We start from the raw sequence: 26526 nt of genomic DNA, 5'->3' as shown, positions 1-26526 counted from the left end.
ACCCCGGGAACGTGGTCCCGTCAGGGGTTCTCCGCGGTGACGGCGCGGTAGGCGATCTCCGCCAGCCGGGCCTGCCCGTTCACGCTCGGGTGGAACCAGTCCCACTGGCTCAGCTGCCCGGTGCCGAACCGGAAGGCGTGCACCGCGCCGCCGTCGGTACGGCACTTGCGGTCCTTCGCGCAGACCTCCCGCAGGACCTCGTTGTAGTCCTCCACCCGGTCCTGCACCGTGTTGCGCCGCAGCGTCGCCGCCGGGTCCACGGCGTCCGCGTCGGCCAGCATCGACGGGCAGATGCCCAGCTTCCACACCTGCTTGCCCAGCGGGTCGTTGCGTCCTTCGGACCACAGCCGCTTCAGGTCCGGGATGCTCGCCACGAACACCTGCGCCCCGGGCAGTTCCCTGCGCAGCGTCCGCAGGGCGTCCTCGAACTGGGCCCGGAAGTCGGCCACCGGCGTCATCGCGTCGGCCGTGGTCCGGCAGGCGTCGTTCGCCCCGGCCATCACCGTCACCAGCTCCGGCTTCCGTGCCGCCGCGCGTCTCACCTGCCCCGTCAGATCCGCCATCCGGGCCCCGGTGACCGCGTAGTTCCAGCTGTGCCCGGCCGCCTTCCTCCCCAGCAGCCGTACGGCCAGACTGTCGACCTCGGCACTGCTCCCGGTCGCCCACGACACCTCGGGGCAGTCCGACAGGATCGCGCAGGCGTCGAAGCCGCGCGTGATGGAGTCGCCCACCGCGGCGACCGACCCCGGGCTCGTGTCCCAGGCCGGGGAGGGCTTCGGGGACGGCCTCCCGGCCCCGGTGCCGGACGCGCCGGGGGAGTCGCCACCGGCGGCGTCACAGCCGGCCACGCCCAGGACGGCGGCGGTCAGAACGGCGAGCACGGTACGCGAACGGCGCCGTCGGTCCCGCGTCCCGCGGTCCGTCCCCTGCCCCATGCCGACACCGTCCCTCGCCTCGTGCCTCCACCGTCCTCAACCCCTGACACCGCGCCGGGGTTCCCGGGGCGGCCATGCGACGGCTCACATCCGCACAGGCGTCCTGCCGGGTGAATGCCGGGAGTTTCCCGGCACCGGGACCGACGGTACGTCACACTCCTTGCGCCGTCGCACGGTAGCCTCGCCCTCATGCGGCCCGCCCGGTCACGGCCGTTCCACCCGTTCCGAGATGTCCCGCTCAGCCCGGAGGTTCCGGTGACGACCCGTGGAGTTCTGTACGTGCACTCCGCGCCGCGCGCGCTCTGCCCGCACGTCGAGTGGGCCGTCGCCGGGGTGCTCGGCACACGCGTCGGCCTGGACTGGATCCGGCAGCCCGCCTCGCCGGGCACCTGGCGTTCGGAGTTCTCCTGGCAGGGCCGGGCCGGCACCGCATCCAAGCTCGCCTCCGCGCTGCGCGGCTGGCAGATGCTGCGCTTCGAGGTCACAGCGGAACCGTCCGCCGGGGCCGAGGGCGAGCGCTACAGCTGCACCCCCGACCTCGGCATCTTCCACGCCGTCACCGGCATCCACGGCGACATCCTGATCCCCGAGGACCGGCTGCGCGCCGCCCTCGCCCGCTCCCAGGGCGGCGAGACCGACCTGGAGAAGGAGATCGCCAAGCTCCTCGGCAAGCCCTGGGACGACGAACTGGAGCCCTTCCGGTACGCCGGTGAGGGTGCCCCGGTGCGCTGGCTCCACCAGGTGGTGTGACCCCGCGCCCGACGGCCCGGTGCACGCGATCGCACGGGGAAGGGCCCCCACCGTCCGGTGGGGGCCCTTCCCGGCACGTACGGACGTCGCTCAGACCGTCCGGAACGCCAGCACCACGTTGTGCCCGCCGAAACCGAACGAGTCGTTCAGCGCGGCGATACGGCCCTCGGCGGGCAGCTTGCGCGCCTCGCCGCGGACGATGTCGGCGTTGGCCTCCGCCTCCGGGTCGAGGTTCTCGACGTTGATGGTCGGCGGCGCCACCCGGTGGTACAGGGCGAGCACGGTCGCGACGGACTCCACGCCGCCCGCGCCGCCGAGGAGGTGACCGGTCATCGACTTGGTGCCGGAGACCGCCATGTGGTCCACGTCGTCGCCGAGGACCTTGCGCAGCGCCTTCAGCTCGGCGATGTCACCGGCCGGCGTCGAGGTGGCGTGCGCGTTGACGTGCACGATCTCCGCCGGGTTCAGGTCGGTGCCGTCCAGCAGGTGCTGCAGGGCGGCGGAGATCCCGCGGCCCTCGGGCTCCGGCTGCACGATGTCGTGGCTGTCGGCGGAGATGCCCTGACCGACCGCCTCCGCGTAGACGCGGGCACCGCGCTCGGCGGCGTGCTCGGCCGACTCCAGCACCAGGACGCCGGCACCCTCGCCGAGGACGAAGCCGTCCCGGGCGGTGTCGAAGGGGCGCGAGGCGCCCTGCGGGTCGTCGTTGTTCTTGGACATCGCCATCATGTTGCCGAACGCGGCGATGGGCAGCGGGTGGATCGCCGCCTCCGTGCCACCCGCGACGACGACGTCGGCACGGCCGGAACGGATCATCTCGATGGCGTAGCCGATGGCCTCGGCGCCCGACGCGCAGGCGGAGACCGGCGTGTGCACGCCCGCCCGGGCGCCCACGGCCAGACCCACGTTGGCGGAGGGACCGTTCGGCATGAGCATCGGCACGGTGTGCGGGGAGACGCGGCGGACGCCCTTCTCCTTGAGCACGTCGTACTGGCCCAGCAGGGTCGTCACGCCACCGATGCCGGAGGCGATGACCGCACCGAGCCGGTCGGGGTCGATGGAACCGTCCTCACCGGCCTTGCCGGTGAAGCCGGCGTCCTTCCACGCCTCCTGGGCCGCGATCAGCGCGAACTGCGCCGAGCGGTCCAGCCGGCGGGCCTGGGGCCGCGGAATGACCTCGGAGGGGTCCACGGCGGCCGGGGCCGCGATGCGGACCGCCTGATCGGCGGCCCACTCCTGCTCCAGGGGCTTGGCGCCGGACCTGCCGGCCACCAGGCCCTCCCAGGTAGAGGCTGCGTCGCCACCCAGCGGTGTGGTTGCGCCGATACCGGTGACGACCACGGTGCGATTGGTCGAGCTCACGGGAATTCTTTCTCCAACGGGATACGGATTCGTACGGCGCCACCGCCGGGTGGCGGGGCAGTCAGCCCAGAAGCAGCGATCGGTCGATCAGTTCTGGTGCTTGAGGATGTAGTCGGTCGCGTCGCCGACGGTCTTGAGGTTCTTGACGTCGTCGTCCGGGATCTTGACGTCGAAACGCTCTTCGGCGGCGACGACGACCTCGACCATGGACAGCGAGTCGACGTCCAGGTCGTCGGTGAAGGACTTGTCCAGCTGGACGTCCTCAACCGGGATGCCGGCGATCTCGTTCACGATCTCGGCGAGACCGGCGACGATCTCTTCCTGAGTGGCGGCCATGATGGCGCTCCTTCGTAGATGTTCCAGAGGGTGTGGCTCTTTGTTCTCCGCCCCGGACCGCATGATCCGGCACGGAGTGCCTAGGGGAGAGTAACGACCGTCGCGGCGTAGACGAGACCCGCCCCGAAGCCGATGACGAGCGCGGTGTCGCCGCTCTTCGCCTCACCGGTCGCCAGGAGCCGCTCCATCGCGAGCGGGATCGAGGCGGCCGAGGTGTTGCCGGTGGTGCGGATGTCACGGGCGACCGTGACGTGCTCCGGCAGCTTCAGTGTCTTCACCATCGAGTCGATGATCCGCACGTTGGCCTGGTGCGGGATGAAGACGTCCAGGTCGTCCGAACTGATCCCGGCCGCGTCCAGCGCCTGCTGGGCGACCTTCGCCATCTCGAACACGGCCCAGCGGAACACCGCCTGGCCCTCCTGCGTGATCGCAGGAAACTTGACGTTGCCCTCGCTGTCGAGGGGCAGGTCGGAGACGTCGCCGCTCCGGAAGCGGTCCCACGGGACCGTCTGCTTGATCGTCTCGGACTTGTCGCCCTCCGAGCCCCAGACGGTCGGACCGATCGCCGGCTCCTGGGACGGGCCGACCACGACCGCGCCCGCGCCGTCGCCGAACAGGAAGGCCGTGGCCCGGTCCTCCAGGTCGGTCAGGTCGGACAGCCGCTCCACGCCGATGACCAGGACGTACTCCGCCGAACCCTCGACGACCATGCCCTTGGCCAGGGTCAGGCCGTAGCCGAAGCCCGCACAGCCCGCGGAGATGTCGAAGGCCGCGGCCTTGTCCGTACCCAGCTGGTCCGCGATCAGGGTGGCGATGGCCGGGGTCTGGCTGAAGTGCGACACGGTCGACACGACCACGGCGCCGATCTGCGAGGCGTCGATCCCGGCGTCCGCGATGGCCTTGCCGGACGCCTCGATCGACATCGCCGCGACGGTCTCCTCGGGCGACGCCCAGTGCCGCGTCTCGATACCGGAGCGCGAGCGGATCCACTCGTCGGACGAGTCGATCTTCTCGAGGATCACCTCGTTGGGCACGACCCGCGTCGGGCGGTAGCCGCCCACGCCGAGAATGCGCGCGTACGGTGCGCCCTTGCTGGGCTTGATCTTCGGCATGCCTCGGGCTCCTTGTCAGGCCTGCTCGGCGACGAGCGCGCGGGCCGCGTCGAGGTCGGCGGGGGTCTTCAGGGCCAGCGTCTTCACGCCGGGCAGCGCGCGCTTGGCCAGGCCGGTCAGCGTGCCGCCGGGGCACACCTCGATCAGCGCGGTGACGCCGAGCTCCTTGAAGGTCTCCATGCACAGGTCCCAGCGGACCGGGTTGGCGACCTGGCCGACCAGACGCTCCAGCACCTCGGTGCCGGTGGCGACGGCCCGCCCGTCCTTGTTGGAGACGTACGTCACCTTCGGGTCGGCCGGCGTGAGCTCCTTGGCGGCCTCGGCCAGCTTGTCCACCGCGGGCGCCATGTGGTGCGTGTGGAACGCGCCGGCGACCTTCAGGGGCACGACCTTGCGGACGCCCTCGGGCTTGTCCTCGTTCAGCGCGGCCAGCTGCTCCAGGGTGCCGGCCGCCACGATCTGGCCCGCGCCGTTCACGTTCGCCGGGGTCAGGCCGAGCTTCTCCAGGTGCGCCACGCTCACCTCGGGGTCGCCGCCGAGCAGCGCCGACATGCCGGTCTCGGTGACCGCGGCGGCCTCGGCCATGGCCAGGCCCCGACGGCGTACGAGCGTCAGCGCGGCGGTGTCGTCGAGGACGCCCGCGAAGGCGGCGGCGGTGATCTCGCCGACGCTGTGGCCCGCGACCGCGCCCGGCGTGACGGCACCGAGTGCCGAGGCCGAGAGGAGTCCGGCGGCTACCAGCAGCGGCTGCGCCACGGAGGTGTCGCGGATCTCGTCCGCGTCGGCCTTCGTGCCGTAGTGGGCGAGGTCGAGTCCGATGGCGTCGGACCACGCGGCGACGCGGTCGGCGGCGCCGGGGAGGTCGAGCCATTCAGTCAGGAAGCCGGGCGTCTGGGCACCTTGGCCGGGAGCGACGAGTACGAGCACTCTCACACTCTCTCTTGAGGACGGGCGCGACCGCCCGTGGGGACAGGGACGAAGAACACGAGGGGGTTTTGTGGGGCTCCGACAAAAAGCTAGAGTTGCGGATCTCCATCGGCCAGACGCCCCAGGATGAGCGCGATCCGCAGGGTGAACGCAGACCGTACATCAGAGGGTGACCAGCCGGTGACGTCGGTCACACGTCGGAGCCGGTAGCGCACGGTGTTCGGGTGAACGAAGAGCATCCGCGCGGCGCCTTCGAGACTGCTCGCCTGCTCCAGATAGACACTGAGCGTCTCCAGGAGCGCGGCCCCGGCGTCCTCCAGCGGTCTGTAGATCTCCTCCACCAACTGCTCGCGGGCCGAGGGGTCGGAGGCGATCGCCCGCTCCGGCAGCAGATCGTCCGCCAGCACCGGGCGCGGAGCGTCCTGCCAGGCGGAGCAGGCCTTGAGCCCGGCCGCGGCGGCCTGCGCGGACCGGGTCGCGGCCAGCAGGTCCGGCACCACCGGACCGGCCACCACCGGGCCCTGCGCGAACGGCCCGATCAGCGACTTCGCGACGGCCAGCGGATTGTCGCTGCCACCCGCGATCACCACCAGCCGGTCGCCGAGCACCCCGGTCAGCACCTGGAGCTTGGCGTGCCGGGCCGCGCGCCGGATGGCCTCCACGGTCAGCTCGGAGTCCCCGTCGGGGGCGGTGCCCAGCACGACGCACACGTGCTCGGGCGAGTTCCAGCCCAGCGCCGCCGCCCGGGACACGGCCCCCTCGTCGGCCTCGCCGCTGAGCACGGCGTTCACCACCAGGGACTCCAGTCGCGCGTCCCAGGCACCGCGTGCCTCGGCGGCCTGCGCGTACACCTGGGCGGTCGCGAAGGCGATCTCCCGGGCGTACACCAGCAGCGCCTCGCGCAGCACGGACTCGTCGCCCGGGGCGGCGACCTCGTCGATCGCGGACTCCATGACCTCGATCGTGGTCCGCACCATCTCCACGGTCTGCCGCAGCGTGATCGCCCGGGTCAGCTCGCGCGGCGCGGTGCCGAACACGTCGGTGGAGATGGCCTGCGGGGCGTCCGGGCGCCGGAACCACTCGGTGAAGGCGGCGATACCGGCCTGGGCGACGAGCCCGATCCAGGAACGGTTCTCCGGCGGCATCGCCCGGTACCACGGCAGCGTCTCGTCCATCCGCGCGATCGCCTGCGCGGCGAGCGATCCGGAGGACCGCTCCAGCCGCTTCAGGGTCGCGGCATGCGGATGGACGGCGCGCGCCGCGGGCTCGGGCTTGCTGGTTTCGGGTTCGGGCACGGGGACAAGGGTGCCTCATCGGGACGGGCGGGCGTGCCGCCGGGTCTACCGTGGACGGCGTGATGGACGTACGGCGCGCGGACGAGCGCTACCCAGGCGGCGACCGGTCGGCCGGCATCGAGTCGCGCCACGCCTTCTCCTTCGGCCCCCACTACGACCCCGACAACCTCCGTTTCGGCGCGCTGATCGCCTGCAACGAGGAGCGCCTCGCCCCCGGCGCGGGCTTCGACGAGCACCCGCACAGCCACACCGAGATCGTCACGTGGGTGGTGGAGGGCGAGCTGACCCACCGGGACACCGCGGGCCACGAGAGCGTCGTACGGGCCGGGGACGTGCAGCGCCTCAGCTCGGCGGCCGGCGTCCGCCACGTCGAGCGCAACGACGGCTCCGCCCCCCTGGTCTTCGTCCAGATGTGGCTGGCCCCGCGCGAGCCCGGCGGCACCCCGTCCTACGAGATCGTCCGCGGCATCGCCGACTCCACCCCGTACGCCCTCCCGCAGGCGGGCGCGATGCTCCACGTGCGCCGCCTGGCGGCGGGGGAGCGGACGGCACTCCCGAAGGCTCCGCACGTCTACGTCCACGTGGTGCGCGGCGAGCTCCGGATCGCCGAGGAGAACCTGCTCCCGGGCGACGCGGCCCGCCTGACGCACCCCGAGGACATGGAAGCGACGGCGGAGACGGAGACGGAGTTCCTGGCCTGGGAGATGACCTGACCGCAGCGGCGCCACCCGGTCAGGACCGCTGCCACGCACCGAGCAGCTCCTCAGGCCCGTAGACCGCCTGCGGTCCTGCCCACTGCTCACACTTCCAGGGGGCCCTCCTGCCCTACCCGCGTGACCCGACGGCCCGTTACCGCAGACCGTCGACGAACGCGCTCCACGCCCCCGCGCTCACGGTCACGACGGGACCGGACGGTTTCTTGCTGTCGCGCACGGGAACGGCCCCGGTGGGGCAGCCGGCGCCGACCTCGACGCAGTCGCCGCCGGTGTTTCCGCTGTAACTGGACTTACGCCACTGGATGTTCCTCTGACTGGGAGCGGTGTCCATAGCGTTCCTCCATCACGCGGATGATCAGTTCCGCCGAATCCTCCACGGAGAGGGCGGTGGCCTGCAAGCGAGCGTAACGAAGCGCGGCTTCCTTGATGGTTTCGGAGTTGGCCGTCATGTGGCCGGAGATGAGGTCCTCCGTGTAGACGATGTCCGGGTCGTCCTCGAAGCGGAGAAGGTTGAACGAACCTGCGAGGCTCGCGTGTTCACCGGCCTCGTTCGGCAGCACCTGCACATGCATCCACCGGTGGCCGGTGAAGTCCAACAGACGGGCCAGTTGCCGCCGCATGACCTCGGGGCCGCCGATCGGCCGGTGCAGTACGGCCTCGTCCAGTACCACCCAAGCCAGCGGCGGGCGCTCCCGCTCCAGGATGCGCTGACGTTCCATTCGTGCGGCCACCAGGCCTTCCAGGTCGTCCGGCATGCCGGTGGCGAGGACCGCCCGCGCGTACTCCTCCGTCTGCAACAGCCCGTACACCAACTGTGCCTGGTACGTGGAGATGTACGTGGCCCGTGCCTCCATCTCGGCGTACGGCTGGAACCAGGTGGGGAGTTGGCTGCGCAGGACCAGGCCGATCAGGCGGGAGAAGAGGCCGTCCGTGCCGAGGGCCGCGTCGACGCGTTCGGAGAAGTCGCGGGTGGGGACCTTCTTCGTGGTCTCGATCTGGCCGATCAGCGAGCCCGTGCAGAAGATGATCTCGCCGAGCTGCCCCTGTTTGAGGCCGTGCGCCTCGCGCTGGCGGCGCAGCTCCCAGCCGTAGTAGGCGAGCGGGGAAGCGGTCGGGTCGAGCGACTGGATGTTGGCCACGGCGGCACCTCACTCCGGGACGGCGGGCGGCAACGCCTCGCGGCGTTCACTTCACTGGGTAGTCGAGCGTACGCAGCGCGTTGCAGTGTGGTGGCGTGAATCACACAACTGGTCCGCAGACGGCGGACGTGAAGAGCGACTACCGCGCCGACTTCGCCGTGAGCGAGCACTCGGCCCGGCATCTGCGCCGCATCCTGCGCCTCTACCTCGTACGCTCGGGCCTGAGCGATGTGACCGAGGCGGCCGAGCTGGCGCTCACAGAGCTGGTCGCCAATGTCGTACGGCACGTTCCCGATCGCCGCTGTCGCGTCTGCCTGCTGCTCCGGCCCGGTGGAGTGCGGGTGGAGGTCGCCGACCACTGTCCGGAACTGCCCGTCCGGGCGGCCGAGGACGGGATCGGTGAGAGCGAGGGAGGGCGCGGGCTGGTGATCGTGGACGCGGTCACCGACCGGTGGGGCGTCACCGTCCGCCCCGACGGGCGGGGCAAGACGGTGTGGTTCGAGTGCCTCAGCCGCGCAGCTCCGCCAGCACCGCGTCCGTGAAGGGCGGCCACGCCTCGACCGCCCACGGGCCGAAGGCGCGGTCGGTCAGCGCCACGCAGGCCAGACCGGCGTCGGGGTCGATCCACAGGAACGTGCCCGACTGGCCGAAGTGCCCGAAGGCGCGCGGCGAGGACGAAGTGCCCGTCCAGTGCGGGGACTTCCCGTCGCGGATCTCGAAGCCGAGGCCCCAGTCGTTGGGGTTCTGGTGGCCGTAGCCCGGCAGCACGCCCTTGGTGCCCGGGTACTGCACCGTCATCGCCTCGGCGACCGTGCGCGGATCCAGCAGCCGCGGTGCCTGCACCTCGGCGGCGAACCGCAGCAGGTCCTCGACCGTGGACACCCCGTCCTTGGCCGGGGAGCCCTCCAGCGTGGTGTCCGCCATGCCCAGCGGCTCCAGCACCGCCTGCCGGGCGTACTCGGGGAACGGGATGTCCGTCGCCTTCGCGATGTGGTCGCCGAGCTGCTCGAAACCGGCGTTGGAGTACAGCCGGCGCTCCCCGGGCGGGGCGGTCGTCCGGTGCTCGTCGAAGGCCAGCCCCGAGGTGTGCGCGAGCAGGTGGCGGACCGTCGAACCGGGCGGACCGGCGGGCTCGTCCAGCTCGATCGCGCCCTCCTCGTACGCGACGAGCGCCGCGTACGCCGCGAGCGGCTTGGTGACCGAGGCGAGGGGGAAGCGGTGCGTGACCGGGCCGTGGGTTCCCGGGACCGTGCCGTCGGCGCGTACGACACCCGCCGCCGCGGTGGGGACCGGCCAGTTCTCGATCAGGGCGAGGCTCTTCAGCGACATGCCGTCGAGCCTAAGCGCTCAGAGCGTCAGCTCCAGCAAGGGGTCCGGCCGGGGCCGGAAGCCGAGCGAGATGTACAGCGGCTCGGCCTCGGAGGACGCGGTGAGGCGGACCCGCCGGGCGCCGTGCTCGCGGAACCACTCCAGCAGGGCCTCCATGCAGGCGCGCGCGTACCCGCGGCGGCGCGTGTCCGGGTCGGTGGCGACGCTGAACACGTAGCCGTCGGTGCCGAGCGGATTGCGCGCGCCGCCGATGCGGTAGTCGAGCGTGCCGGCGACCAGGGCCGCGAGCGCCCCCGGCCGCTCCGGATGATCCACGACGAACGCCGCGAAGGCGCCGTCCGGCTCGGCCAGTTTGCCGCGCAGTACGGGCAGGGACTCGGCGTGCCACTCGGTGGAGGGATCGGACAGGGCCAACGAATCGATCATCACCTGGCGCAGACGCAGCACTTCCTCCGCGTCCCCGGGCCGTGCGCGGCGTACGAGACTCATGCCGTGCACGCTAACGACCGGCCCCGCCGGCTGTCTGCCCGTTTCCCGTCGGCCGTGCTTGCCTGGAGTGCACTCCAGGGCCATAGCGTGGGGGTCATGACGGTGATGCAGACCACGGCCGGGACGGTCCGGCCGAACACCACCAGAACGGACACCTGCTCCGCCCGGCCCCGGCGCCACCCGCGCCCCGACGGCCAGGACCGCTACACCATCAGCGAGGTCGCCGCCTTCACCGGGCTGACGGCCCACACCCTGCGCTGGTACGAGCGGATCGGTCTGATGTCCACCATCGACCGCTCGCACACCGGGCAGCGCCGCTACAACAACCGCGACCTCGACTGGCTCGACTTCGTCGGCAAGCTGCGCATGACCGGCATGCCCGTCGCCGACATGGTCCGGTACGCGGAGCTGGTCCGCGAGGGCGAGAGCACGTACTCCGACCGGCGCGAGCTCCTGGAGTCGACCCGCCGCGACGTCCTGGCGCGGATCGCGGAGCTCCAGGACACCCTCGCCGTGCTCGATCACAAGATCAGCTTCTACGGGGACGCGGAACGCGCCCGCGAAGGGGAGTCCGTCGCGGGCGAGACGGCGGGCGAGACGGCGGGCGACCGGCACCGGGCCTGACGTCCACGCCGGCCGGGCGCGAGCAGGGGCCCCGGCGGCTAGAGCTCCGCGAGCAGCTCCGCCTTCTTCGACGAGAACTCCTCGTCCGTCACCAGCCCCGCCTGGTGCAGTTCCCCGAGGTGCCGGATCCGCTCGGCGATGTCCGCGGGGTCCCGCCGGGGCGCCGGCACCGGCACCGGCACCGGTGTCCCGGCGCCCTGCTCCCGCACCGCCGCCAGCACCGCCGCGGCGAACGGCAGCGACTCGTGCACCGGTCCGTACCCGAGCCCGAACACGACCGACGCGGGGTCCTGGTCGGGCTGCGGAGCGAGTGCCGTGGCGTTCCGCGGCAGCAGCCGCAGGTACCCCTCGAACGCCTCGGGGGAGCGCCACTCCACCCCGCCGAGGCCGGCGGCCGGGAAGACCTGGTCGCCGGCCTTCCACTTCGCCGACGACGCGCCCGTCCAGGACCAGCGGAACGTCACCGCCGTACCGTCGAAGGACGCCTTCCCGTCGTACGCCTTGAACTGCAGCGGTGCCTTCGGCGCCGCCACCAGGAACCGCTCGGACTTGCCGGACTCGCCCAGCAGCCCGCGCAGCTCGTCGGCGTAGTGCTCCGCGAGGGTCTCCCGCTCGGCGGGCAGGACCAGCCGGTACGGGTCGCAGCCCTCCTTGAGCTGACCGGCCGCCGCCTCCAGCAGCGGATCGGCGCCGGGTCGCGGCTCGGCGCGCAGCACGACGGTGCCGCGTTTCCCGGGCGCCAGCGTCACCCCGGCGAGCGCCTCCAGCGGGACGCGGCGTTCCCCCAGAGCCTGGAACAACTTGGGTGTTCGAATCCCCCGTTCGTAACGGATGAGCACGGAGTCGGACTCGAACTCCCAGGCGGCATGAAATCCGGCCAGTACGTCACCCATGCGGCTCATCGTATGCGGCACGCGCTTCTTCGTCCCCTCCCCGTGCAAACCGGAGTTTCTGCTCCTCTACGCGCGTCCGGCCGTCGCCTCTGCGGACAAATCCGCCCGGCATGTGTCGTTCTCGTGGGCGCAGGCCAGCGTGCGGTACGCGCCGACGCCGATCCCGGCGAAGTTCTCGAGGCTCTCCGTGCCCGGTACGAAGTACCCGGCGTGCCCCTGGGCGCCCCGCGCCGACAGCACCCGCGCCCCGAACCCCGCGGACACCGGGTCGGCGCCGTGTCCCAGCCCGCCGAACTCCAGGTTCGGCACGTCCTGGATCCAGTCGTCGGCGTCCCGCATCGACCACACACGGGCGGAGGTGTGCAGCTGGGAGGCCTTGTCGACCCGCATGCCGGGGCTGCCGGCCACGGCGATGTCGCTGACCCGGCCGGGCAGGTCGTCGGCGGCGACGCCGCACACGACCGAGCCGTAGCTGTGGCAGAACAGCGAGACGGGCGCGCGGCCGGGCAGCGCCCGCACCAGCGTGTTCAGCCGTACGGCGCCCTGCGCGGCGCGCGTCGCCGTGGCCGCCTCCACGCCGAGGCCGCTGGGGGACGTGTAGTCGGCCCAGGCGATCACCGCGGTACGCGTGGCGGGGCTCGCCGCGCGTTCGGCCGCGTACAGCGACTCGGCCATGCCGGCGGGCGCCGAGTACTTGCGGTCGGTGCGCTGGAAGGTGAGCAGTTCGGTGTCCACGCCGGGGACGACGACGGACACGCGGTCGGCGTGGTCCAGGTCCCCGAACACCTCGGCGACCCGGCCCGAGCCCGCCGGGTCGAAGGCGAGGACGCGGCGGTCGGGGGCGAGCAGCGACTCGTAGCGGTGCATGCGCCGGCCCGCCTCCCGCTGCCCGGAGGGGGAGAGGCGCTGGTCGTGTATGCGCTGCCGCTCGACCGCGCGTGCCGTGCGGAGCGCCGCGCGGTTGGCCTGGTAGCGCAGCTCGACGGGCGCGCCGTTCATGTTGCCGACGGCCAGGGGATAGCGGCGGGCCAGGCTCTCGCGCTGAGCGGCGGTGAGCGAGGCGAAGAAGCGGGACAGCCGGGCGGGAGCCGCCTGTGCGTCGGGCAGCCGGTGTCCGTCCACCCGGCCGTGTTCCCAGGCCGTGACCGACGCTTCGAGCGCCGTGGGCCCCCGCTGGTCGCGCAGGGCGGTCCAGCCGGTGGTCGCCAGCATCACGAACACCACGGCCAGGGCGAGCAGAGCGCGCGAGACGTTCAATTGCGGGGAGGTGTCGAAGGAAGTCACTGGGAGGACACACTAGGAGAACGGCGGGGACTCGCGTGAACCGAGTGACACGGATCACGTTTCGGCCTTGTGCTATGGGGTTCTCCGCCAGCTCCCGGTGAGCGCCGGCTCCACCTGGTCGAGATACGAGGCCGTCAGATCACGCAGTGCCGCGATGCCCGCGTCGTCCCGTTCCGACCAGATCCGCTCCGTCACCCGGATCACCGCACCGAAGACGGCCACGACCACGCGCGGCCGCGGATCCGCGTCCAGGTCGAGGCCTTCGCGGGCGGCGACGACACGGGCGATCTCCTCCTCCAGCTCGGTCGAGCGCCGCAGGTGGGCGGCGAGCAGCGCGGGCGTCGACTCGATCACCCGGTAGAAGCGCATGTGCAGGTCGAGCGGCACCAGCTGCTCGACGGCGTCGCCGATGGTGTCCCAGCTCTCCACCAGGGCGCCGCGCAGCGCGTCCAGCGGTGCCTCGCCCGGCGGGCGGCGGCGCAGGGCGTCGACGAAGTGCGACTCGGCGAGCCGCGACACGAAGAACGCCGCCTCCTCCTTGCTCGCGAAGTAACGGAAGAAGGTGCGCTGCGAGACGTCGGCGGCCTCGACGATGTCGTCGACGGTCGTCTCCTCGTAGCCGTGCTCGGTGAACAGCTCCAGGGCGGAGCGCAGCAGCGTGTCCCGGGTGCGCCGCTTCTTGCGTTCGCGCAGGCCCGGCCGGGGAGCCGCCGGGGCGTCTTCCGCCGCCGTCGGCGTGTCCGCCGTCCTCAAAAGCCGTCTCCTCGTCTCCCGTGCCTCCTGTGGCTCCCGTTTCCGCAGATCAGGCTATGTTCAGGCTATACGGACACGACATGTCAGTTACTGACTGCTGAATTTGTTTGTCAACTGTCAGTGGCTGTCATTAGCCTCGAAGGTATGACTAGTCAGACCACCATCGACAAGACCGGGCCGGGGGGCGGACCGTCCACGCCGTCGGACGCGACGCCTGCCTCGGGGCTGCGCGGCCACCCGTGGGTCACCCTCGTCACCGTCGCGGTAGGCGTCATGATGGTGGCCCTCGACGGCACCATCGTGGCCATCGCCAACCCGGCCATCGGCAAGGACCTGGGCGCCAGCTGGCCCCAGCTCCAGTGGATCACCAACGCCTACTTCCTCGCCCTCGCGGTCTCCCTGATCACCGCGGGCAAGCTCGGCGACCGTTTCGGGCACCGGCAGACCTTCCTCATCGGCGTGGCCGGTTTCGCCGCCTCCTCGGGTGCCATCGGGCTGTCCGACAGCATCGCGATGGTCATCACCTTCCGTGTCTTCCAGGGCCTGTTCGGCGCGCTGCTCATGCCGGCCGCGCTCGGTCTGCTGCGGGCCACCTTCCCGGCCGAGAAGCTCAACATGGCCATCGGCATCTGGGGCATGGTCATCGGCGCCTCCACGGCGGGCGGCCCGATCCTGGGCGGTGTGCTGGTCGAGCACGTCAACTGGCAGTCGGTGTTCTTCATCAACGTGCCGGTCGGCGTCCTCGCCCTGGTGCTCGGCGTGCTGATCCTGCTGGACCACCGGGCCGAGAACGCCCCGCGTTCCTTCGACATCCCCGGCATCGTCCTGCTGTCGGCCTCGATGTTCTGCCTCGTCTGGGCGCTCATCAAGGCCCCGGACTGGGGCTGGGGTTCCGGCCGGACGTGGCTGTTCGTGGTGGTGTCGGTCGTGGGCTTCGGCCTGTTCGCCGTCTGGGAGACCAGGGTCAAGGAGCCGCTGATCCCGCTGGCGATGTTCCGGTCGGTGCCGTTGTCGGCGGGTGTCGTCCTGATGGTCCTGATGGCCATCGCCTTCATGGGCGGCCTCTTCTTCGTCACGTTCTACCTCCAGAACGTGCACGGCATGAGTCCGATCGACGCCGGTCTGCACCTGCTGCCGCTCACCGGCATGATGATCGTCGGCTCTCCGCTGGCGGGCGCGGTGATCACCAAGGTCGGCCCGCGCATCCCGCTCGCGGGCGGCATGGCGTTCACCGCGGTCGCCATGTACGGCATGTCCACGCTGGACACGGACACCGGCAGCCTGGCGATGTCCGTCTGGTTCGCCCTGCTCGGCCTCGGCCTCGCGCCGGTCATGGTCGGTGCGACCGAGGTCATCGTCGGCAACGCGCCGATGGAGCTGTCCGGCGTGGCCGGCGGCCTCCAGCAGGCCGCGATGCAGATCGGCGGCAGCCTCGGCACGGCGGTGCTGGGTGCCGTCATGGCGTCCAAGGTCGACAGCGACCTGCCCGGGAACTGGGCCGAGGCGGGTCTGCCGAAGCTCGGCCCCGAGCAGCAGGAGCTGGCCGCGCAGGCCGTGCAGCAGGGGGTCGCCCCGGTGCCCGGAGGCACCCAGGCACCGATCGCCGCGAAGATCGCGGACGTCGCGCACGACACCTTCATCTCCGGCATGAGCCTGGCGTCGCTCGTCGCCGCGGGGGTCGCCGTCGTGGCGGTGCTGGTCGCGTTCCTCACCAAGCGCGGTGCCAACGCCGAGGCCGGTGCGGGCGTGGGCCACATCTGACGGGGCCTCGGCCCCCGTTCGCCTATCAGGGTGACAGGTCCGGCGAACCGTCCCGTCCGCCGGACCGCCCAGGTCACAGTGGGTCAAGTCCTCCGCAGGGCACGGGGGACGAGGGGCTGCCTGCGCGCTGCTGGAGGGGGGCAGCGCGCAGGCAGCCTGTTCGCGGCAGGCATGAAGGGCCGTACGGGGGTACTCGCACATCGAACCCGAGAAGAACCCAACTCTACGAGTGGTTCAGGGAGTTGATGATGGCGAGCTTCGGACAGGGAACGCGCGGACACCCCCGCTCACATGGCCGGACGTGGTCACGGACCGGGCCGGACCGTGCGACGCTCGGCATCATCGGAGTCATCTGCGCGGTCGCGGGATTCTTCACCCTGGGGATCGTCCTCGGCCCCGTCGCGGTCGTCTGCGGCTGGCTCGCCATGGGCCGCAGCTGGGCGGGTTCCCGCCCGGTGCCGGCCGTGGTCGCCGTGGTCCTGGGCGCCGTCGACACCCTCCAGGCGCTCCTCTGGCTCGCCGGAGCGGCGAGTGTCGGCAACGGCCTGCTCTGACCCGGCCTGCTCCGACCCGGCGCGGCAGTCGGCGGCACCACGGCGGGAAGCGCGACAGCGGTACGGCAGGGGCCCCGGGTGAACACCCGGGGCCCCTGCCGTACCGCTGTCGCTCCCGCGCTACGCGTCGCCGCCCGCGACCCCGGGGTCGGCAGCCGTCACGTCCAGCAGCCGGTACCGGTCGACCGCCTGCTTCAGCACCGACCGGTCGACCTTGCCCTCCCGGGCCAGCTCGGTCAGCACGGCCACCACGATCGACTCGGCGTCGATGTGGAAGAAGCGCCGTGCCGCACCGCGCGTGTCCGCGAAGCCCCAGCCGTCGGCGCCCAGCGACTGGTACGTCCCCGGCACCCACCGCGCGATCTGGTCCGGCACCGACCGCATCCAGTCGGACACCGCCACGAACGGCCCCTGAGCGCCGGCCAGCTTCCGCGTCACGTACGGCACCTGCTGCTCCTCCTCGGGGTGCAGCAGGTTGTGTTCCTCGCACGCCACCGCCTCGCGGCGCAGCTCGTTCCAGGAGGTCGCCGACCACACGTCGGCCCGCACGTTCCACTCGTCGGCGAGGATCCGCTGTGCCTCGACGGCCCACGGCACCGCGACACCGGACGCCATGATCTGCGCCGGGATCGCACCGCCCGTTCCCTCGCTGAAGCGGTGGATGCCCTTGAGGATGCCCTCGACGTCCACGTTCTCGGGCTCGGCCGGGTGCCGGATCGGCTCGTTGTAGACGGTGAGGTAGTAGAAGACGTCCTCACCGTGCGGATGCTGCTCGTCCGCGCCGTACATCCGGCGCAGGCCGTCCTTGACGATGTGCGCGATCTCGAAACCGAAGGCCGGGTCGTACGCCACGCACGCCGGGTTCGTGGAGGCCAGCAGCTGCGAGTGGCCGTCGGCGTGCTGAAGGCCCTCACCGGTCAGCGTCGTACGGCCCGCGGTCGCGCCCAGTACGAAACCGCGCGCCAGCTGGTCGCCCATCTGCCAGAACTGGTCGCCGGTGCGCTGGAAACCGAACATCGAGTAGAAGACGTAGACCGGGATGAGCGGCTCGCCGTGCGTGGCGTAGGCCGAGCCCGCCGCGATCAGCGAGGCCGTGCAGCCGGCCTCCGAGATGCCGTCGTGCAGCATCTGCCCGTTCGGCGCCTCCTTGTAGGCGAGCAGCAGATCCCGGTCCACGGACTCGTACTGCTGGCCCAGCGGGTTGTAGATCTTCGCACTCGGGAAGAAGGAGTCCATGCCGAAGGTCCGGTACTCGTCCGGCGCGATCAGCACGAAGCGCTTGCCGAGCTCCTTGTCCCGCATGAGGTCCTTGAGCAACCGCACGAAGGCCATCGTCGTCGCGATGGACTGCTGACCCGACCCTTTCTTCACGGTCGCGTACGTCTGCTCGCTCGGCATCGGCAGGGGCTTGGAGCGCACCACACGGGTCGGCACATAGCCGCCGCAGTTCCTGCGGCGGTCGTGCATGTACTGGATCTCCTCCGTGTCCCGGCCCGGGTGGTAGTACGGCGGCGGGCCGGACTCCAGCTCCTTGTCGGAGATCGGCAGGTGCAGCCGGTCGCGGAAGCGCTTGAGGTCGTCGACCGTCAGCTTCTTCATCTGGTGCGTGGCGTTGCGGCCCTCGAAGTTCGGCCCCAGCGTCCAGCCCTTGATCGTCTTGGCCAGGACGACCGTCGGCTGGCCCTTGTGCTCGACGGCCGCCTTGTAGGCCGCGTAGATCTTCCGGTGGTCGTGACCGCCGCGGCCCAGGTGCAGGATCTGGTCGTCGGTCATGTTCTCGACCATCGCGCGCAGCCGGTGGTCGTCGCCGAAGAAGTGCTCGCGGATGTAGGCGCCGGACTCGGTGGCGTAGGTCTGGAACTGGCCGTCCGGCGTGGTGTTCATCTTGTTGACCAGCACGCCGTCGCGGTCCTGGGCCAGCAGCGGGTCCCAGGTGCGGTCCCACACCAGCTTGATCACGTTCCAGCCGGCGCCCCGGAAGATCGACTCCAGCTCCTGGATGATCTTGCCGTTGCCGCGCACCGGACCGTCCAGGCGCTGCAGGTTGCAGTTGACCACGAACGTCAGGTTGTCCAGGCCCTCGCGGGCGGCGATGGACAACTGGCCCAGCGACTCCGGCTCGTCCATCTCGCCGTCGCCGAGGAACGCCCACACGTGCGACTTCGAGGTGTCGGCGATGCCGCGCGCGTGCATGTAGCGGTTCATCCGCGCCTGGTAGATGGCGCCGATCGGGCCGAGGCCCATCGACACGGTCGGGAACTCCCAGAAGTCCGGCATCGAGCGCGGGTGCGGGTACGACGACAGCATGTACGGCGCCTTGGACTTCTCCTGACGGAAGCCGTCCAGGTGCTGCTCGGTCAGCCGGTCCAGCAGATAGGCGCGGGCGTAGATGCCCGGCGAGGCGTGTCCCTGGAAGAAGACCTGGTCGCCGCCGTCGCCCTCGTCCTTGCCGCGGAAGAAGTGGTTGAAGCCCACGTCGTACAGCGAGGCGGAGGAGGCGAAGGTGGCGATGTGGCCGCCGACGCCGATGCCGGGCCGCTGCGCGCGCGAGACCATCACGGCGGCGTTCCAGCGGGTGGCGTTGAGGATCTTGCGCTCGATCTCCTCGTTGCCGGGGAAGAACGGCTCGTCCTTGGTGGCGATCGTGTTGACGTAGTCCGTGCTGCGCATCTCGGGCACGGCCACGCGCTTCTCGCGGGCCCGCTCGATCAGCCGCAGCATCAGGTAGCGGGCCCGCTCCCGGCCGCGCTCGTCGACGGCGGCGTCCAGGGAGTCGAGCCACTCCTGGGTCTCCTCGGGGTCGAAGTCAGGAACCTGACTCGGCAGGCCGCCAATGATGATCGGATTGCGATCGGATGCGGAAGCCACGCTGTTCCTTCGCTGTCGGAGGGCCGTTTGTGCCGGGTGTCTGCGCCGTTTCCCCATCGTGTACCTCGCGGAGGCAAACGTCATCTGTACCGTGGGGTAACCGGTTCTCCCATGAGAGTCGGGGGCACGTCCATTCGAGTCTCGTACCCACACATGATTCCCAAATACGCAAACGGGGCACAAGGGTGTGGTGTACGTCACCTTTGGTTCGGAGGGCGCGGCTGAAGTTGCGGCGACACGGCCGGGATCGTCACCGTTTCGGCGGTCCCAGTCGCCGGGTACTTGCGCGATCCGTCCCGCCCGTGTGGACTACGGCCAATGCTTCGCGCACGCGCGTGGCTGAGACATTCACTCAAGACATGATCAGGAGGCAACCCGTGAGCGCGACCGCGGACCACGCGGAGGAGCGGACGAACCCTGCCGCCAGGCTGGGTTTCCAGCCCGGGCAGGTGGTCCAGGAGATCGGCTACGACGACGACGTCGACCAGGAGCTCCGCGAGGCCATTGAGAGCGCCGTCGAGGGCGAGCTGGTGGACGAGGACTACGAGGACGTGGCCGATGCCGTCGTGCTGTGGTTCCGTGACGACGACGGCGACCTGACGGATGCGCTGGTGGATGCCACCACGTACATCGAGGAGGGCGGGGCGATCCTGCTCCTCACGCCGAAGACCGGCCGTCCGGGGTACGTCGAGGCCAGTGACATTTCGGAGGCCGCCACGACGGCCGGGCTGACGGCGTCCAAGAGCGTCAGCGTCGGCAAGGACTGGAGCGGCAGCAGGCTGGCGACCCCCAAGGCGGCCAAGTCGAAGCGGTAGCCGGCCCGGCTCCGCACCACCCGACCCCGGACGGGCCGACCGCCGTCGGCCCGTCCGCGGGTCCGTGCCGATCCCTGCGTAGGGTGTTTCCAGCGAGAACCACCCTCGAAGGGACGAACAGGACCATGGCGATCCAGGTCGGCGACAAGGCCCCCGACTTCGAACTCAAGGACAACCACGGTGCGACCGTGCGGCTGTCCGACTTCCACGGCCGGAAGAACGTCGTGCTGCTCTTCTACCCGTTCGCCTTCACCGGCGTGTGCACGGGCGAGCTGTGCGAGGTGCGGGACAACCTGCCGCAGTTCTCCGACCGCGGCACCCAGGTGCTCGCCGTCTCCAACGACTCCATCCACACGCTGCGCGTCTTCGCCGAGCAGGAGGGTCTGGAGTACCCCCTGCTGTCCGACTTCTGGCCGCACGGCAACGTCTCGCGCGCCTACGGCGTCTTCGACGAGGACAAGGGCTGCGCCGTCCGCGGCACCTTCATCATCGACCGGGAGGGTGTCGTCCGCTGGACCGTCGTCAACGGCCTGCCGGACGCCCGCGACCTGTCCGCGTACGTGAAGGCGCTCGACGCCCTCTGACCGGCACCCCGCGATTCGCCGGCTCGGGGTCCGCGGCGGGCGGGAACCCGTCACTAGGATCGGATCGTTGATCCGACAGCCACAGCACGTCATCCAACGCACTACGGGGCTTCCCGGCCCCTGGACACCAAGGGAGGACTCGTGGGAGTCAGCCTCAGCAAGGGCGGCAACGTATCGCTGACCAAGGAGGCCCCGGGACTGACCGCGGTCATCGTCGGTCTGGGCTGGGACGTCCGTACCACGACCGGCACCGACTTCGACCTCGACGCCAGCGCGCTGCTGCTGAACAGCTCCGGCAAGGTCGCCAGCGACGCGCACTTCGTGTTCTTCAACAACCTCAAGAGCCCCGACGGCTCCGTCGAGCACACCGGTGACAACCTCACCGGTGAGGGCGAGGGTGACGACGAGCAGATCAAGGTCGACCTCGCGACCGTCCCGGCGGACGTCGAGAAGATCGTCTTCCCGGTCTCGATCTACGACGCCGAGAACCGCCAGCAGTCCTTCGGCCAGGTGCGCAACGCGTTCATCCGCGTCGTCAACCAGGCCGGCGGCGCCGAGATCGCCCGCTACGACCTGAGCGAGGACGCCTCCACGGAGACCGCGATGGTCTTCGGCGAGCTGTACCGGCACGGAGCGGAGTGGAAGTTCCGGGCCATCGGCCAGGGCTACGCCTCCGGCCTGCGCGGCATCGCCCAGGACTTCGGAGTGAACGTCTGAGCCACCGCCAGGTCCGAGTCACCGCTCGGTCCGGGGCGACGGCCGCGATCGTCCGGCGCCGCACGGTTTACGTGCGGCGCCGGACGCGCAAGTAACCCAAGAACCATCACCCGGGGAGGGACCATCACCATGGGCGTCACTCTTGCCAAGGGGGGCAACGTCTCCCTGTCCAAGGCCGCACCGAACCTCACGCAGGTGCTGGTCGGTCTGGGCTGGGACGCGCGTTCCACCACCGGAGCACCCTTCGACCTCGACGCGAGCGCCCTGGTGTGCAGTGGGGGCCGGGTGCTCGGTGACGAGTGGTTCGTCTTCTACAACCAGCTCAAGAGCCCGGACGGCTCCATCGAGCACACCGGCGACAATCTGACCGGCGAGGGCGAGGGCGACGACGAGTCGCTGCTCGTCGACCTCTCCAAGGTGCCCGCCCACTGCGACAAGATCGTCTTCCCGGTCTCGATCCACATGGCGGACGAGCGCGGCCAGACCTTCGGCCAGGTCAGCAACGCCTTCATCCGGGTGGTCAACCAGGCCGACGGCCAGGAACTCGCCCGCTACGACCTCAGCGAGGACGCCTCCACGGAAACCGCGATGATCTTCGGCGAGCTCTACCGCTACCAGGGCGAGTGGAAGTTCCGTGCAGTGGGGCAGGGGTATGCATCGGGGCTCCGCGGCATCGCTCTAGACTTCGGAGTCAACGTTTCGTAAAGCCGAGTACGGCGCGGGGGAGCCCCTCCCCCAGACTTCGTCTGGGAGGGACCCCCAACACACGATTGGGTAGCCAGTGCTTCTGAAAACCTTCGGCTGGTCGTTCGCGGTCACCGCGCTCGGCCTGGTCGCGGCGGTCTTCTACGGGGGGTGGACCGCTTTCGGGCTCGTGGCGATCCTCTCCATCATGGAGATCTCGCTGTCGTTCGACAACGCGGTGGTCAATGCCGGGATCCTGAAGAAGATGAACGCCTTCTGGCAGAAGATCTTCCTCACCGTCGGCGTCCTGATCGCCGTCTTCGGCATGCGCCTGGTCTTCCCGGTCGTGATCGTGGCCATCAGCGCCAAGCTCGGACCGATCGAGGCCGTCGATCTCGCCCTCACCGACAAGAACCGCTACCAGGAGCTGGTCACCGACGCCCACCCGTCGATCGCCGCCTTCGGCGGTATGTTCCTGCTGATGATCTTCCTCGACTTCATCTTCGAGGACCGGGACATCAAGTGGCTCCAGTGGCTGGAGCGGCCCCTGGCCAAGCTCGGCAAGGTCGACATGCTGTCGGTCTGCATCGCCCTGATCGTGCTGCTCGTCTCCTCGATGACCTTCGCCACCCAGGCCCACCTGCACGCCGGCCACGCCGACAAGGCCGAGACGGTCCTGATCTCCGGCATCGCGGGTCTGATCACCTACCTGGTCGTCGGCGGCCTCTCCGGCTACTTCGAGGACAAGCTCGAAGAGGAGGAGGAGCGCGAGCACGAGGCCGAGGAGGAGGCCGCGCGCACCGGCAAGCCCAAGTCGGCCGTCGCGCTGGCCGGCAAGGCCGCGTTCTTCATGTTCCTCTACCTGGAGGTCCTGGACGCCTCGTTCTCCTTCGACGGCGTCATCGGCGCCTTCGCCATCACCAACGACATCGTCCTGATGGCCCTCGGCCTCGGCATCGGCGCCATGTACGTCCGGTCCCTGACCGTCTACCTGGTCCGCGAGGGCACCCTCGACGACTACGTCTACCTGGAGCACGGCGCCCACTACGCCATCGGCGCCCTCGCCGTCATCCTCCTCGTCACCATCCAGTACGAGATCAACGAGTTCATCACCGGCCTCGTCGGCGTGGTCCTGATCGGCTGGTCCTTCTGGTCCTCCGTGCGCCGCAACAAGGCGATCGCGGCAGCCGGAGGATCGGGCGACGGAGAGAAGACGGAGATCGCCTCCGGGGTGTGACACCCTGACGGTCCCGGGCCGGTGCGCCCCCGGTGCGCCCGCGCCCCGGTGTGAACCCGGCCCGGACGAGGAACGCTCTGTGCGGGGCGGCCGACGAGGACGACTCCTCGGGGCCGCCCCGTCGGCGGTGACGGGAAGTGGGGGCGGGAATGGGTTTCCTGGACGGGCTGTGGCGCGGCCGCGAGAGCGAGTTCGACTCGGGCAGCGCGGCCACCAACTCCATCCAGCTGACCAAACGGCACAGCCAGGTCTCCCTGACCAGACAGGGTGCGGCCACCGGGCATCTGCGCGTCAACCTCACCTGGCGGATGCGGACCTCGGACATCACGGGCGCGCAGCGCGAGAGCCTGCTGCGGCACCCCCTCAAGGCGCTCAAGCCGCCCGAGGTCGTCGGCCACAGCCAGAGCATGGTCAACGTCGACCTCGACCTCGGCTGCCTCTACGAGCTCCAGGACGGCACCCGGGGCGTCGTCCAGCCGCTCGGCGGCTACCTGGGCGACGTCAACGCCCCGCCCTACGTCAAGCTCAGCGGCGACGACCGGTTCGGCTCGGCCTCCGGTGAGACGATCTACGTCAACCTCGACCACCGGGACGCCATCAAACGTCTGCTGCTCTTCGCCTACATCTACGACCAGACACCGGCCTTCGACCGTACGCACGCCATCGTCACGCTGTACCCGAGCAACGGGCCGCGTATCGAGATAGGCCTCGACGAGCGCCACCCGCAGGCCCGGTCCTGCGCCGTGGTGATGATCGAGAACGTCAAGGGCGAGATCCTGGTCCGCCGCGAGGTGAAGTTCGTCTACGGCTTCCAGGGAGAGCTGGACCGGCTCTACGGGTGGGGGCTGCAGTGGGGGCGGGGCTACAAGACCAAGGTCGAGCGATGAGTCCCGCGCCGGCCCCGCCGTGACGGGAGCCTCTCGTCCGGATCATGCCGCGGACGCGGGGTCGACAGGTCCTGCTGCTTTCCCGCGGCCTGATCCGGACGAGAGGTCTTAGCGGCCGATGAACTGCGGACCCTGCGGCGGCAGCCGGAAGTCCGGGTCGGGTGCCCCCGCGGCGGCCGGCGGATAGCCGTAGCCGGGCTGGGCGGCGGCGACCCCGGCGGTGGCGGGCGGTGCCTGCGGATAGCCGTAGGTCGCGGCGGCCGGCTGCGGGTAGCCGTAGGCGGGCTGCGCGGCCGGGGGCTGCTGCGGGTAGCCGTACGCGGGCTGGGCCGGCACTCCCGGGGGCTGCTCCGGCGGCAGCGGGGGGGAGACCTCGGGGGTGGCCGGCACGGGCAGCGGCTGCACGGTCGTCGGCTGCTCCGGGTCGACCACGGGACGGGCGGGCGTCTGCGCGGCCGGAGCCTGCGCGGCCGGAGCCTGCGCGGCCGGCTCCGGCGTGGGCGCGGCCTCCGGCTCCTCGGCCGCCTCGGACTCGTCCACCGAGATGCCGAAGTCGGTCGCCAGACCCTCCAGCCCGTTCGAGTAGCCCTCACCGAGCGCCCGGAACTTCCAGCCCTCCCCGCGCCGGTACAGCTCCCCGCAGATCAGCGCCGTCTCCTGGCCCGTCTCCGGCTTGACGTCGAAGTACGCCAGCGGCTCCCCGCCGGTGACCGCGGCGTCGTACAGCAGGATGCGCAACTCACGCACCCGGTCGAAGGCGACGCCGTCCGCCGAAGCGACCAGCAGGATCCGGCCCACCGAGGGCTCGACACCGGAGAGATCCGTCTGGATCGTGTCGGTCAGGCCCTCGGGGACCCGCTTCTTGCCGAGCCGCCAGACCTGCCCGGACGGATGCCGGGGCTGGTTGTAGAAGACGAAGTCCTCGTCGGAACGCACACGGTCCTCGGGGCCCAGGAGCAACGCGGAGGCATCGACGTCGGGGACCCCCTGCCCGGGTGACCAGCGCAGCACGGCGCGTACCGTGGTGGCTTGCAGCGGGACGTTCGATCCCTTCAGCATCGCGTGCGTCATGCCGTCATCCTGCCCTCTCGGTCCTGCTCACGACAACGCGGGGGCGGGTACCCGGGCCGTGCCCGCGAGGCCCCGGACGCCCGCCGCCGACCCGGCGGGGTCACCCGGAATTCATGCCCGGGGGGAACCGCCGACATGAAGACCTACGTACTATTACCGGCCACCTTGGACTGTTCACCGATCACCCGGACCATCGCCCAGACACCGCGGGGGAGTATTCATGCGTCATTTCGGGCACATCGCCCCTGAGGTGCGCGAGCGCCTCTTCCACCGGGAGCCCTGCGCTTTCACCGCGGACTCCCCGGCCCGGCTGCTGTCCGCGGCCCTGGGCGCCACGCTCTACAGCCCGGCCACCCGGCCGAAGCTCGCCGACGACGTCCTCAAGCAAGGCGCGCGCGGTGTGGTGTCGATGGTGCTGTGCCTGGAGGACTCGATCGACGACGCCGACGTGGCGGCCGGCGAGGAGAACCTCGTACGGCAGTTCACGCACCTGGCGGGCCTCCCCGACGCGGACGTGCCGCTGCTGTTCGTCCGGGTCCGCACCCCCGGGCAGATACCCGACCTCGTGCGGCGCTTCGGCCCGGCGGTACGGCTGCTGTCCGGATTCGTCCTGCCCAAGTTCACCGAGGAACGCGGCACGGCCTTCCTGGAGGCGCTCACCGCGGCCGAGGCGGCGAGCGGACGGCGCCTGTTCGCCATGCCGGTGCTGGAGTCGCCGGAGCTGCTGTACCGCGAGTCGCGCGTGCAGACGCTGGAGGGCATCTTCCGCGCGGTCGACAAGTACCGCGACCGGGTGCTCGCCCTGCGCCTCGGCGTGACCGACTTCTGCTCCTCCTACGGGCTGCGCCGGGCCCCCGACATGACGGCCTACGACGTCCAGGTCGTCGCCTCCGTGATCGCCGACGTGGTGAACATGCTCGGCCGGGCCGACGGCACCGGATTCACCGTGACCGGGCCGGTGTGGGAGTACTTCCGGGTCCAGGAAAGGATGTTCAAACCGCAACTGCGGCAGAGCCCGTTCCTGGAGGTGCAGGCCGTGGAGCTGCGCCAGAAGCTGATCGAGCACTCCATGGACGGCCTGCTGCGGGAGATCGCGCTGGACCACGCCAACGGCCTGCTCGGCAAGACCTGCATCCACCCCTCGCACGTGCTGCCGGTGCACGCCCTGTCCGTCGTCAGCCGCGAGGAGTTCAGCGACGCCCAGGACATCCTGCGCCCCGAACGCGGTGGCGGAGGCGTGCTGCGGTCGGCGTACACGAACAAGATGAACGAGGTGAAGCCGCACCGCGCCTGGGCGGAGCGGACCCTGCTGCGCGCCGAGGTCTTCGGCGTGGCCAACGAGGACGTCGGCTTCGTGGAACTCCTCGCCGCCGGGCTGTCCGACTGAACCTGTCCGACCGGACC

The 26526-nt window shown here is 70.8% G+C and carries 28 protein-coding genes; 13 read left to right on the top strand and 15 right to left on the bottom strand.

Annotated features, from left to right (window positions below; genetic code table 11):
• Nucleotides 1–20: 20 nt before the first annotated feature.
• Complete coding sequence (locus tag ACIRFH_RS08465) at nucleotides 21–935, bottom strand: SGNH/GDSL hydrolase family protein (RefSeq protein WP_403518150.1); 915 nt, start codon at nucleotides 933–935, stop codon at nucleotides 21–23.
• 255 nt (nucleotides 936–1190) lie between these two features.
• On the opposite strand from ACIRFH_RS08465, the gene ACIRFH_RS08460 reads away from it, so the two are divergent.
• Nucleotides 1191–1685, top strand: a complete 495-nt coding sequence (locus ACIRFH_RS08460) for a DUF3145 domain-containing protein (protein ID WP_403518148.1) — start codon at nucleotides 1191–1193, stop codon at nucleotides 1683–1685.
• 90 nt (nucleotides 1686–1775) lie between these two features.
• On the opposite strand, the gene ACIRFH_RS08455 is transcribed toward ACIRFH_RS08460, so the two are convergent.
• From ACIRFH_RS08455 to fasR, 5 genes are all read right to left on the bottom strand, one after another.
• Complete coding sequence (locus ACIRFH_RS08455) at nucleotides 1776–3047, bottom strand: beta-ketoacyl-[acyl-carrier-protein] synthase family protein (RefSeq protein ID WP_403518146.1); 1272 nt, start codon at nucleotides 3045–3047, stop codon at nucleotides 1776–1778.
• 87 nt (nucleotides 3048–3134) lie between these two features.
• Nucleotides 3135–3383 carry an acyl carrier protein gene (locus ACIRFH_RS08450; protein ID WP_403518144.1) on the bottom strand — a complete coding sequence of 83 codons (249 nt, stop codon included), beginning with the start codon at nucleotides 3381–3383 and terminating at the stop codon, nucleotides 3135–3137.
• Between the two features lie 80 nt (nucleotides 3384–3463).
• Nucleotides 3464–4495 (bottom strand): ketoacyl-ACP synthase III, encoded by a 1032-nt coding sequence (locus ACIRFH_RS08445; protein WP_403518142.1) that lies wholly within the window; start codon nucleotides 4493–4495, stop codon nucleotides 3464–3466.
• A 15-nt stretch (nucleotides 4496–4510) separates the two neighbouring features.
• On the bottom strand, nucleotides 4511–5422 hold the full coding sequence (locus ACIRFH_RS08440) for an ACP S-malonyltransferase (protein ID WP_403518140.1): 912 nt from the start codon (nucleotides 5420–5422) through the stop codon (nucleotides 4511–4513).
• A gap of 89 nt (nucleotides 5423–5511) precedes the next feature.
• Nucleotides 5512–6717: a fatty acid biosynthesis transcriptional regulator FasR gene (gene fasR / locus ACIRFH_RS08435; RefSeq protein WP_403518138.1), complete on the bottom strand. Its 1206-nt coding sequence runs from the start codon at nucleotides 6715–6717 to the stop codon at nucleotides 5512–5514.
• Between the two features lie 62 nt (nucleotides 6718–6779).
• Here fasR and ACIRFH_RS08430 point away from each other — a divergent pair, with 62 nt between their 5' ends.
• Nucleotides 6780–7430 carry a pirin family protein gene (locus tag ACIRFH_RS08430; protein WP_403518265.1) on the top strand — a complete coding sequence of 217 codons (651 nt, stop codon included), beginning with the start codon at nucleotides 6780–6782 and terminating at the stop codon, nucleotides 7428–7430.
• A 136-nt stretch (nucleotides 7431–7566) separates the two neighbouring features.
• Here the strand turns inward: ACIRFH_RS08430 and ACIRFH_RS08425 are convergent, their stop codons facing one another.
• Both ACIRFH_RS08425 and ACIRFH_RS08420 read right to left on the bottom strand, forming a co-directional pair.
• On the bottom strand, nucleotides 7567–7764 hold the full coding sequence (locus ACIRFH_RS08425; protein ID WP_403518136.1) for a DUF397 domain-containing protein: 198 nt from the start codon (nucleotides 7762–7764) through the stop codon (nucleotides 7567–7569).
• On the bottom strand, nucleotides 7724–8572 hold the full coding sequence (locus ACIRFH_RS08420; RefSeq protein ID WP_403518134.1) for a helix-turn-helix transcriptional regulator: 849 nt from the start codon (nucleotides 8570–8572) through the stop codon (nucleotides 7724–7726). The genes ACIRFH_RS08425 and ACIRFH_RS08420 overlap by 41 nt, the downstream gene beginning before the upstream one ends.
• A 95-nt stretch (nucleotides 8573–8667) precedes the next feature.
• On the opposite strand from ACIRFH_RS08420, the gene ACIRFH_RS08415 reads away from it, so the two are divergent.
• Nucleotides 8668–9114, top strand: a complete 447-nt coding sequence (locus tag ACIRFH_RS08415) for an ATP-binding protein (RefSeq protein WP_403518133.1) — start codon at nucleotides 8668–8670, stop codon at nucleotides 9112–9114.
• Here the strand turns inward: ACIRFH_RS08415 and ACIRFH_RS08410 are convergent.
• The gene (locus ACIRFH_RS08410; protein ID WP_403518131.1) at nucleotides 9080–9901 is read right to left on the bottom strand and encodes a serine hydrolase domain-containing protein; all 822 of its coding nucleotides are present in this window, start codon (nucleotides 9899–9901) and stop codon (nucleotides 9080–9082) included. The two genes, ACIRFH_RS08415 and ACIRFH_RS08410, sit on opposite strands and share 35 nt — an antisense overlap.
• 18 nt (nucleotides 9902–9919) lie before the next feature.
• Nucleotides 9920–10390, bottom strand: a complete 471-nt coding sequence (locus ACIRFH_RS08405) for a GNAT family N-acetyltransferase (protein ID WP_403518129.1) — start codon at nucleotides 10388–10390, stop codon at nucleotides 9920–9922.
• 96 nt (nucleotides 10391–10486) lie between these two features.
• Between ACIRFH_RS08405 and ACIRFH_RS08400 the strand changes: the two genes are divergently transcribed.
• Nucleotides 10487–11014 carry a MerR family transcriptional regulator gene (locus ACIRFH_RS08400; protein ID WP_403518127.1) on the top strand — a complete coding sequence of 176 codons (528 nt, stop codon included), beginning with the start codon at nucleotides 10487–10489 and terminating at the stop codon, nucleotides 11012–11014.
• Nucleotides 11015–11052: 38 nt separating this feature from the next.
• Here the strand turns inward: ACIRFH_RS08400 and ACIRFH_RS08395 are convergent, their stop codons facing one another.
• The 3 genes from ACIRFH_RS08395 to ACIRFH_RS08385 all read right to left on the bottom strand — a co-directional run bounded on the left by ACIRFH_RS08395 (nucleotide 11053) and on the right by ACIRFH_RS08385 (nucleotide 13944).
• Nucleotides 11053–11907 carry a DUF4429 domain-containing protein gene (locus tag ACIRFH_RS08395; protein WP_403518125.1) on the bottom strand — a complete coding sequence of 285 codons (855 nt, stop codon included), beginning with the start codon at nucleotides 11905–11907 and terminating at the stop codon, nucleotides 11053–11055.
• 66 nt (nucleotides 11908–11973) lie between these two features.
• The gene (locus ACIRFH_RS08390) at nucleotides 11974–13191 is read right to left on the bottom strand and encodes an alpha/beta hydrolase (RefSeq protein WP_403518123.1); all 1218 of its coding nucleotides are present in this window, start codon (nucleotides 13189–13191) and stop codon (nucleotides 11974–11976) included.
• Between the two features lie 72 nt (nucleotides 13192–13263).
• Nucleotides 13264–13944, bottom strand: coding sequence for a TetR family transcriptional regulator (locus ACIRFH_RS08385; protein ID WP_403518121.1), 681 nt, complete (start codon nucleotides 13942–13944; stop codon nucleotides 13264–13266).
• Nucleotides 13945–14088: 144 nt separating this feature from the next.
• Between ACIRFH_RS08385 and ACIRFH_RS08380 the strand changes: the two genes are divergently transcribed.
• Nucleotides 14089–15705 (top strand): MFS transporter, encoded by a 1617-nt coding sequence (locus ACIRFH_RS08380; RefSeq protein WP_403518119.1) that lies wholly within the window; start codon nucleotides 14089–14091, stop codon nucleotides 15703–15705.
• 245 nt (nucleotides 15706–15950) lie between these two features.
• The gene (locus tag ACIRFH_RS08375) at nucleotides 15951–16259 is read left to right on the top strand and encodes a small hydrophobic protein (protein ID WP_403518117.1); all 309 of its coding nucleotides are present in this window, start codon (nucleotides 15951–15953) and stop codon (nucleotides 16257–16259) included.
• Between the two features lie 120 nt (nucleotides 16260–16379).
• Here ACIRFH_RS08375 and aceE read toward each other — a convergent pair whose 3' ends face one another.
• A complete protein-coding gene (gene aceE / locus ACIRFH_RS08370; protein ID WP_403518115.1) occupies nucleotides 16380–19127 on the bottom strand; it encodes a pyruvate dehydrogenase (acetyl-transferring), homodimeric type in 2748 nt (915 codons plus the stop codon).
• 377 nt (nucleotides 19128–19504) lie between these two features.
• On the opposite strand from aceE, the gene ACIRFH_RS08365 reads away from it, so the two are divergent.
• The 6 genes from ACIRFH_RS08365 (at nucleotide 19505) to ACIRFH_RS08340 (ending at nucleotide 24051) form a co-directional block, all read left to right on the top strand.
• Nucleotides 19505–19942: a DUF3052 domain-containing protein gene (locus tag ACIRFH_RS08365; protein ID WP_403518113.1), complete on the top strand. Its 438-nt coding sequence runs from the start codon at nucleotides 19505–19507 to the stop codon at nucleotides 19940–19942.
• 125 nt (nucleotides 19943–20067) lie between these two features.
• Nucleotides 20068–20526 carry a peroxiredoxin gene (locus ACIRFH_RS08360; protein ID WP_403518112.1) on the top strand — a complete coding sequence of 153 codons (459 nt, stop codon included), beginning with the start codon at nucleotides 20068–20070 and terminating at the stop codon, nucleotides 20524–20526.
• 141 nt (nucleotides 20527–20667) lie between these two features.
• Nucleotides 20668–21243, top strand: a complete 576-nt coding sequence (locus tag ACIRFH_RS08355) for a calcium homeostasis/redox stress adaptation protein (RefSeq protein ID WP_403518110.1) — start codon at nucleotides 20668–20670, stop codon at nucleotides 21241–21243.
• 129 nt (nucleotides 21244–21372) lie between these two features.
• On the top strand, nucleotides 21373–21948 hold the full coding sequence (locus ACIRFH_RS08350; RefSeq protein WP_077795968.1) for a TerD family protein: 576 nt from the start codon (nucleotides 21373–21375) through the stop codon (nucleotides 21946–21948).
• Nucleotides 21949–22024: 76 nt separating this feature from the next.
• A complete protein-coding gene (locus ACIRFH_RS08345; protein WP_403518108.1) occupies nucleotides 22025–23164 on the top strand; it encodes a DUF475 domain-containing protein in 1140 nt (379 codons plus the stop codon).
• A gap of 149 nt (nucleotides 23165–23313) precedes the next feature.
• The gene (locus ACIRFH_RS08340) at nucleotides 23314–24051 is read left to right on the top strand and encodes a Tellurium resistance (protein ID WP_403518106.1); all 738 of its coding nucleotides are present in this window, start codon (nucleotides 23314–23316) and stop codon (nucleotides 24049–24051) included.
• 108 nt (nucleotides 24052–24159) lie between these two features.
• Here ACIRFH_RS08340 and ACIRFH_RS08335 read toward each other — a convergent pair whose 3' ends face one another.
• A complete protein-coding gene (locus ACIRFH_RS08335) occupies nucleotides 24160–25122 on the bottom strand; it encodes a TerD family protein (RefSeq protein ID WP_403518104.1) in 963 nt (320 codons plus the stop codon).
• A 220-nt stretch (nucleotides 25123–25342) separates the two neighbouring features.
• Between ACIRFH_RS08335 and ACIRFH_RS08330 the strand changes: the two genes are divergently transcribed.
• A complete protein-coding gene (locus tag ACIRFH_RS08330) occupies nucleotides 25343–26509 on the top strand; it encodes an HpcH/HpaI aldolase/citrate lyase family protein (RefSeq protein ID WP_403518102.1) in 1167 nt (388 codons plus the stop codon).
• Nucleotides 26510–26526 lie beyond the last annotated feature (17 nt).

This window comes from Streptomyces sp. NPDC093586, from assembly GCF_044764905.1.
GTDB lineage: Bacteria > Actinomycetota > Actinomycetes > Streptomycetales > Streptomycetaceae > Streptomyces.
Note: the sequence above shows the minus strand (reverse complement) of the source record. Positions and strands in the feature narration are given on the sequence as shown.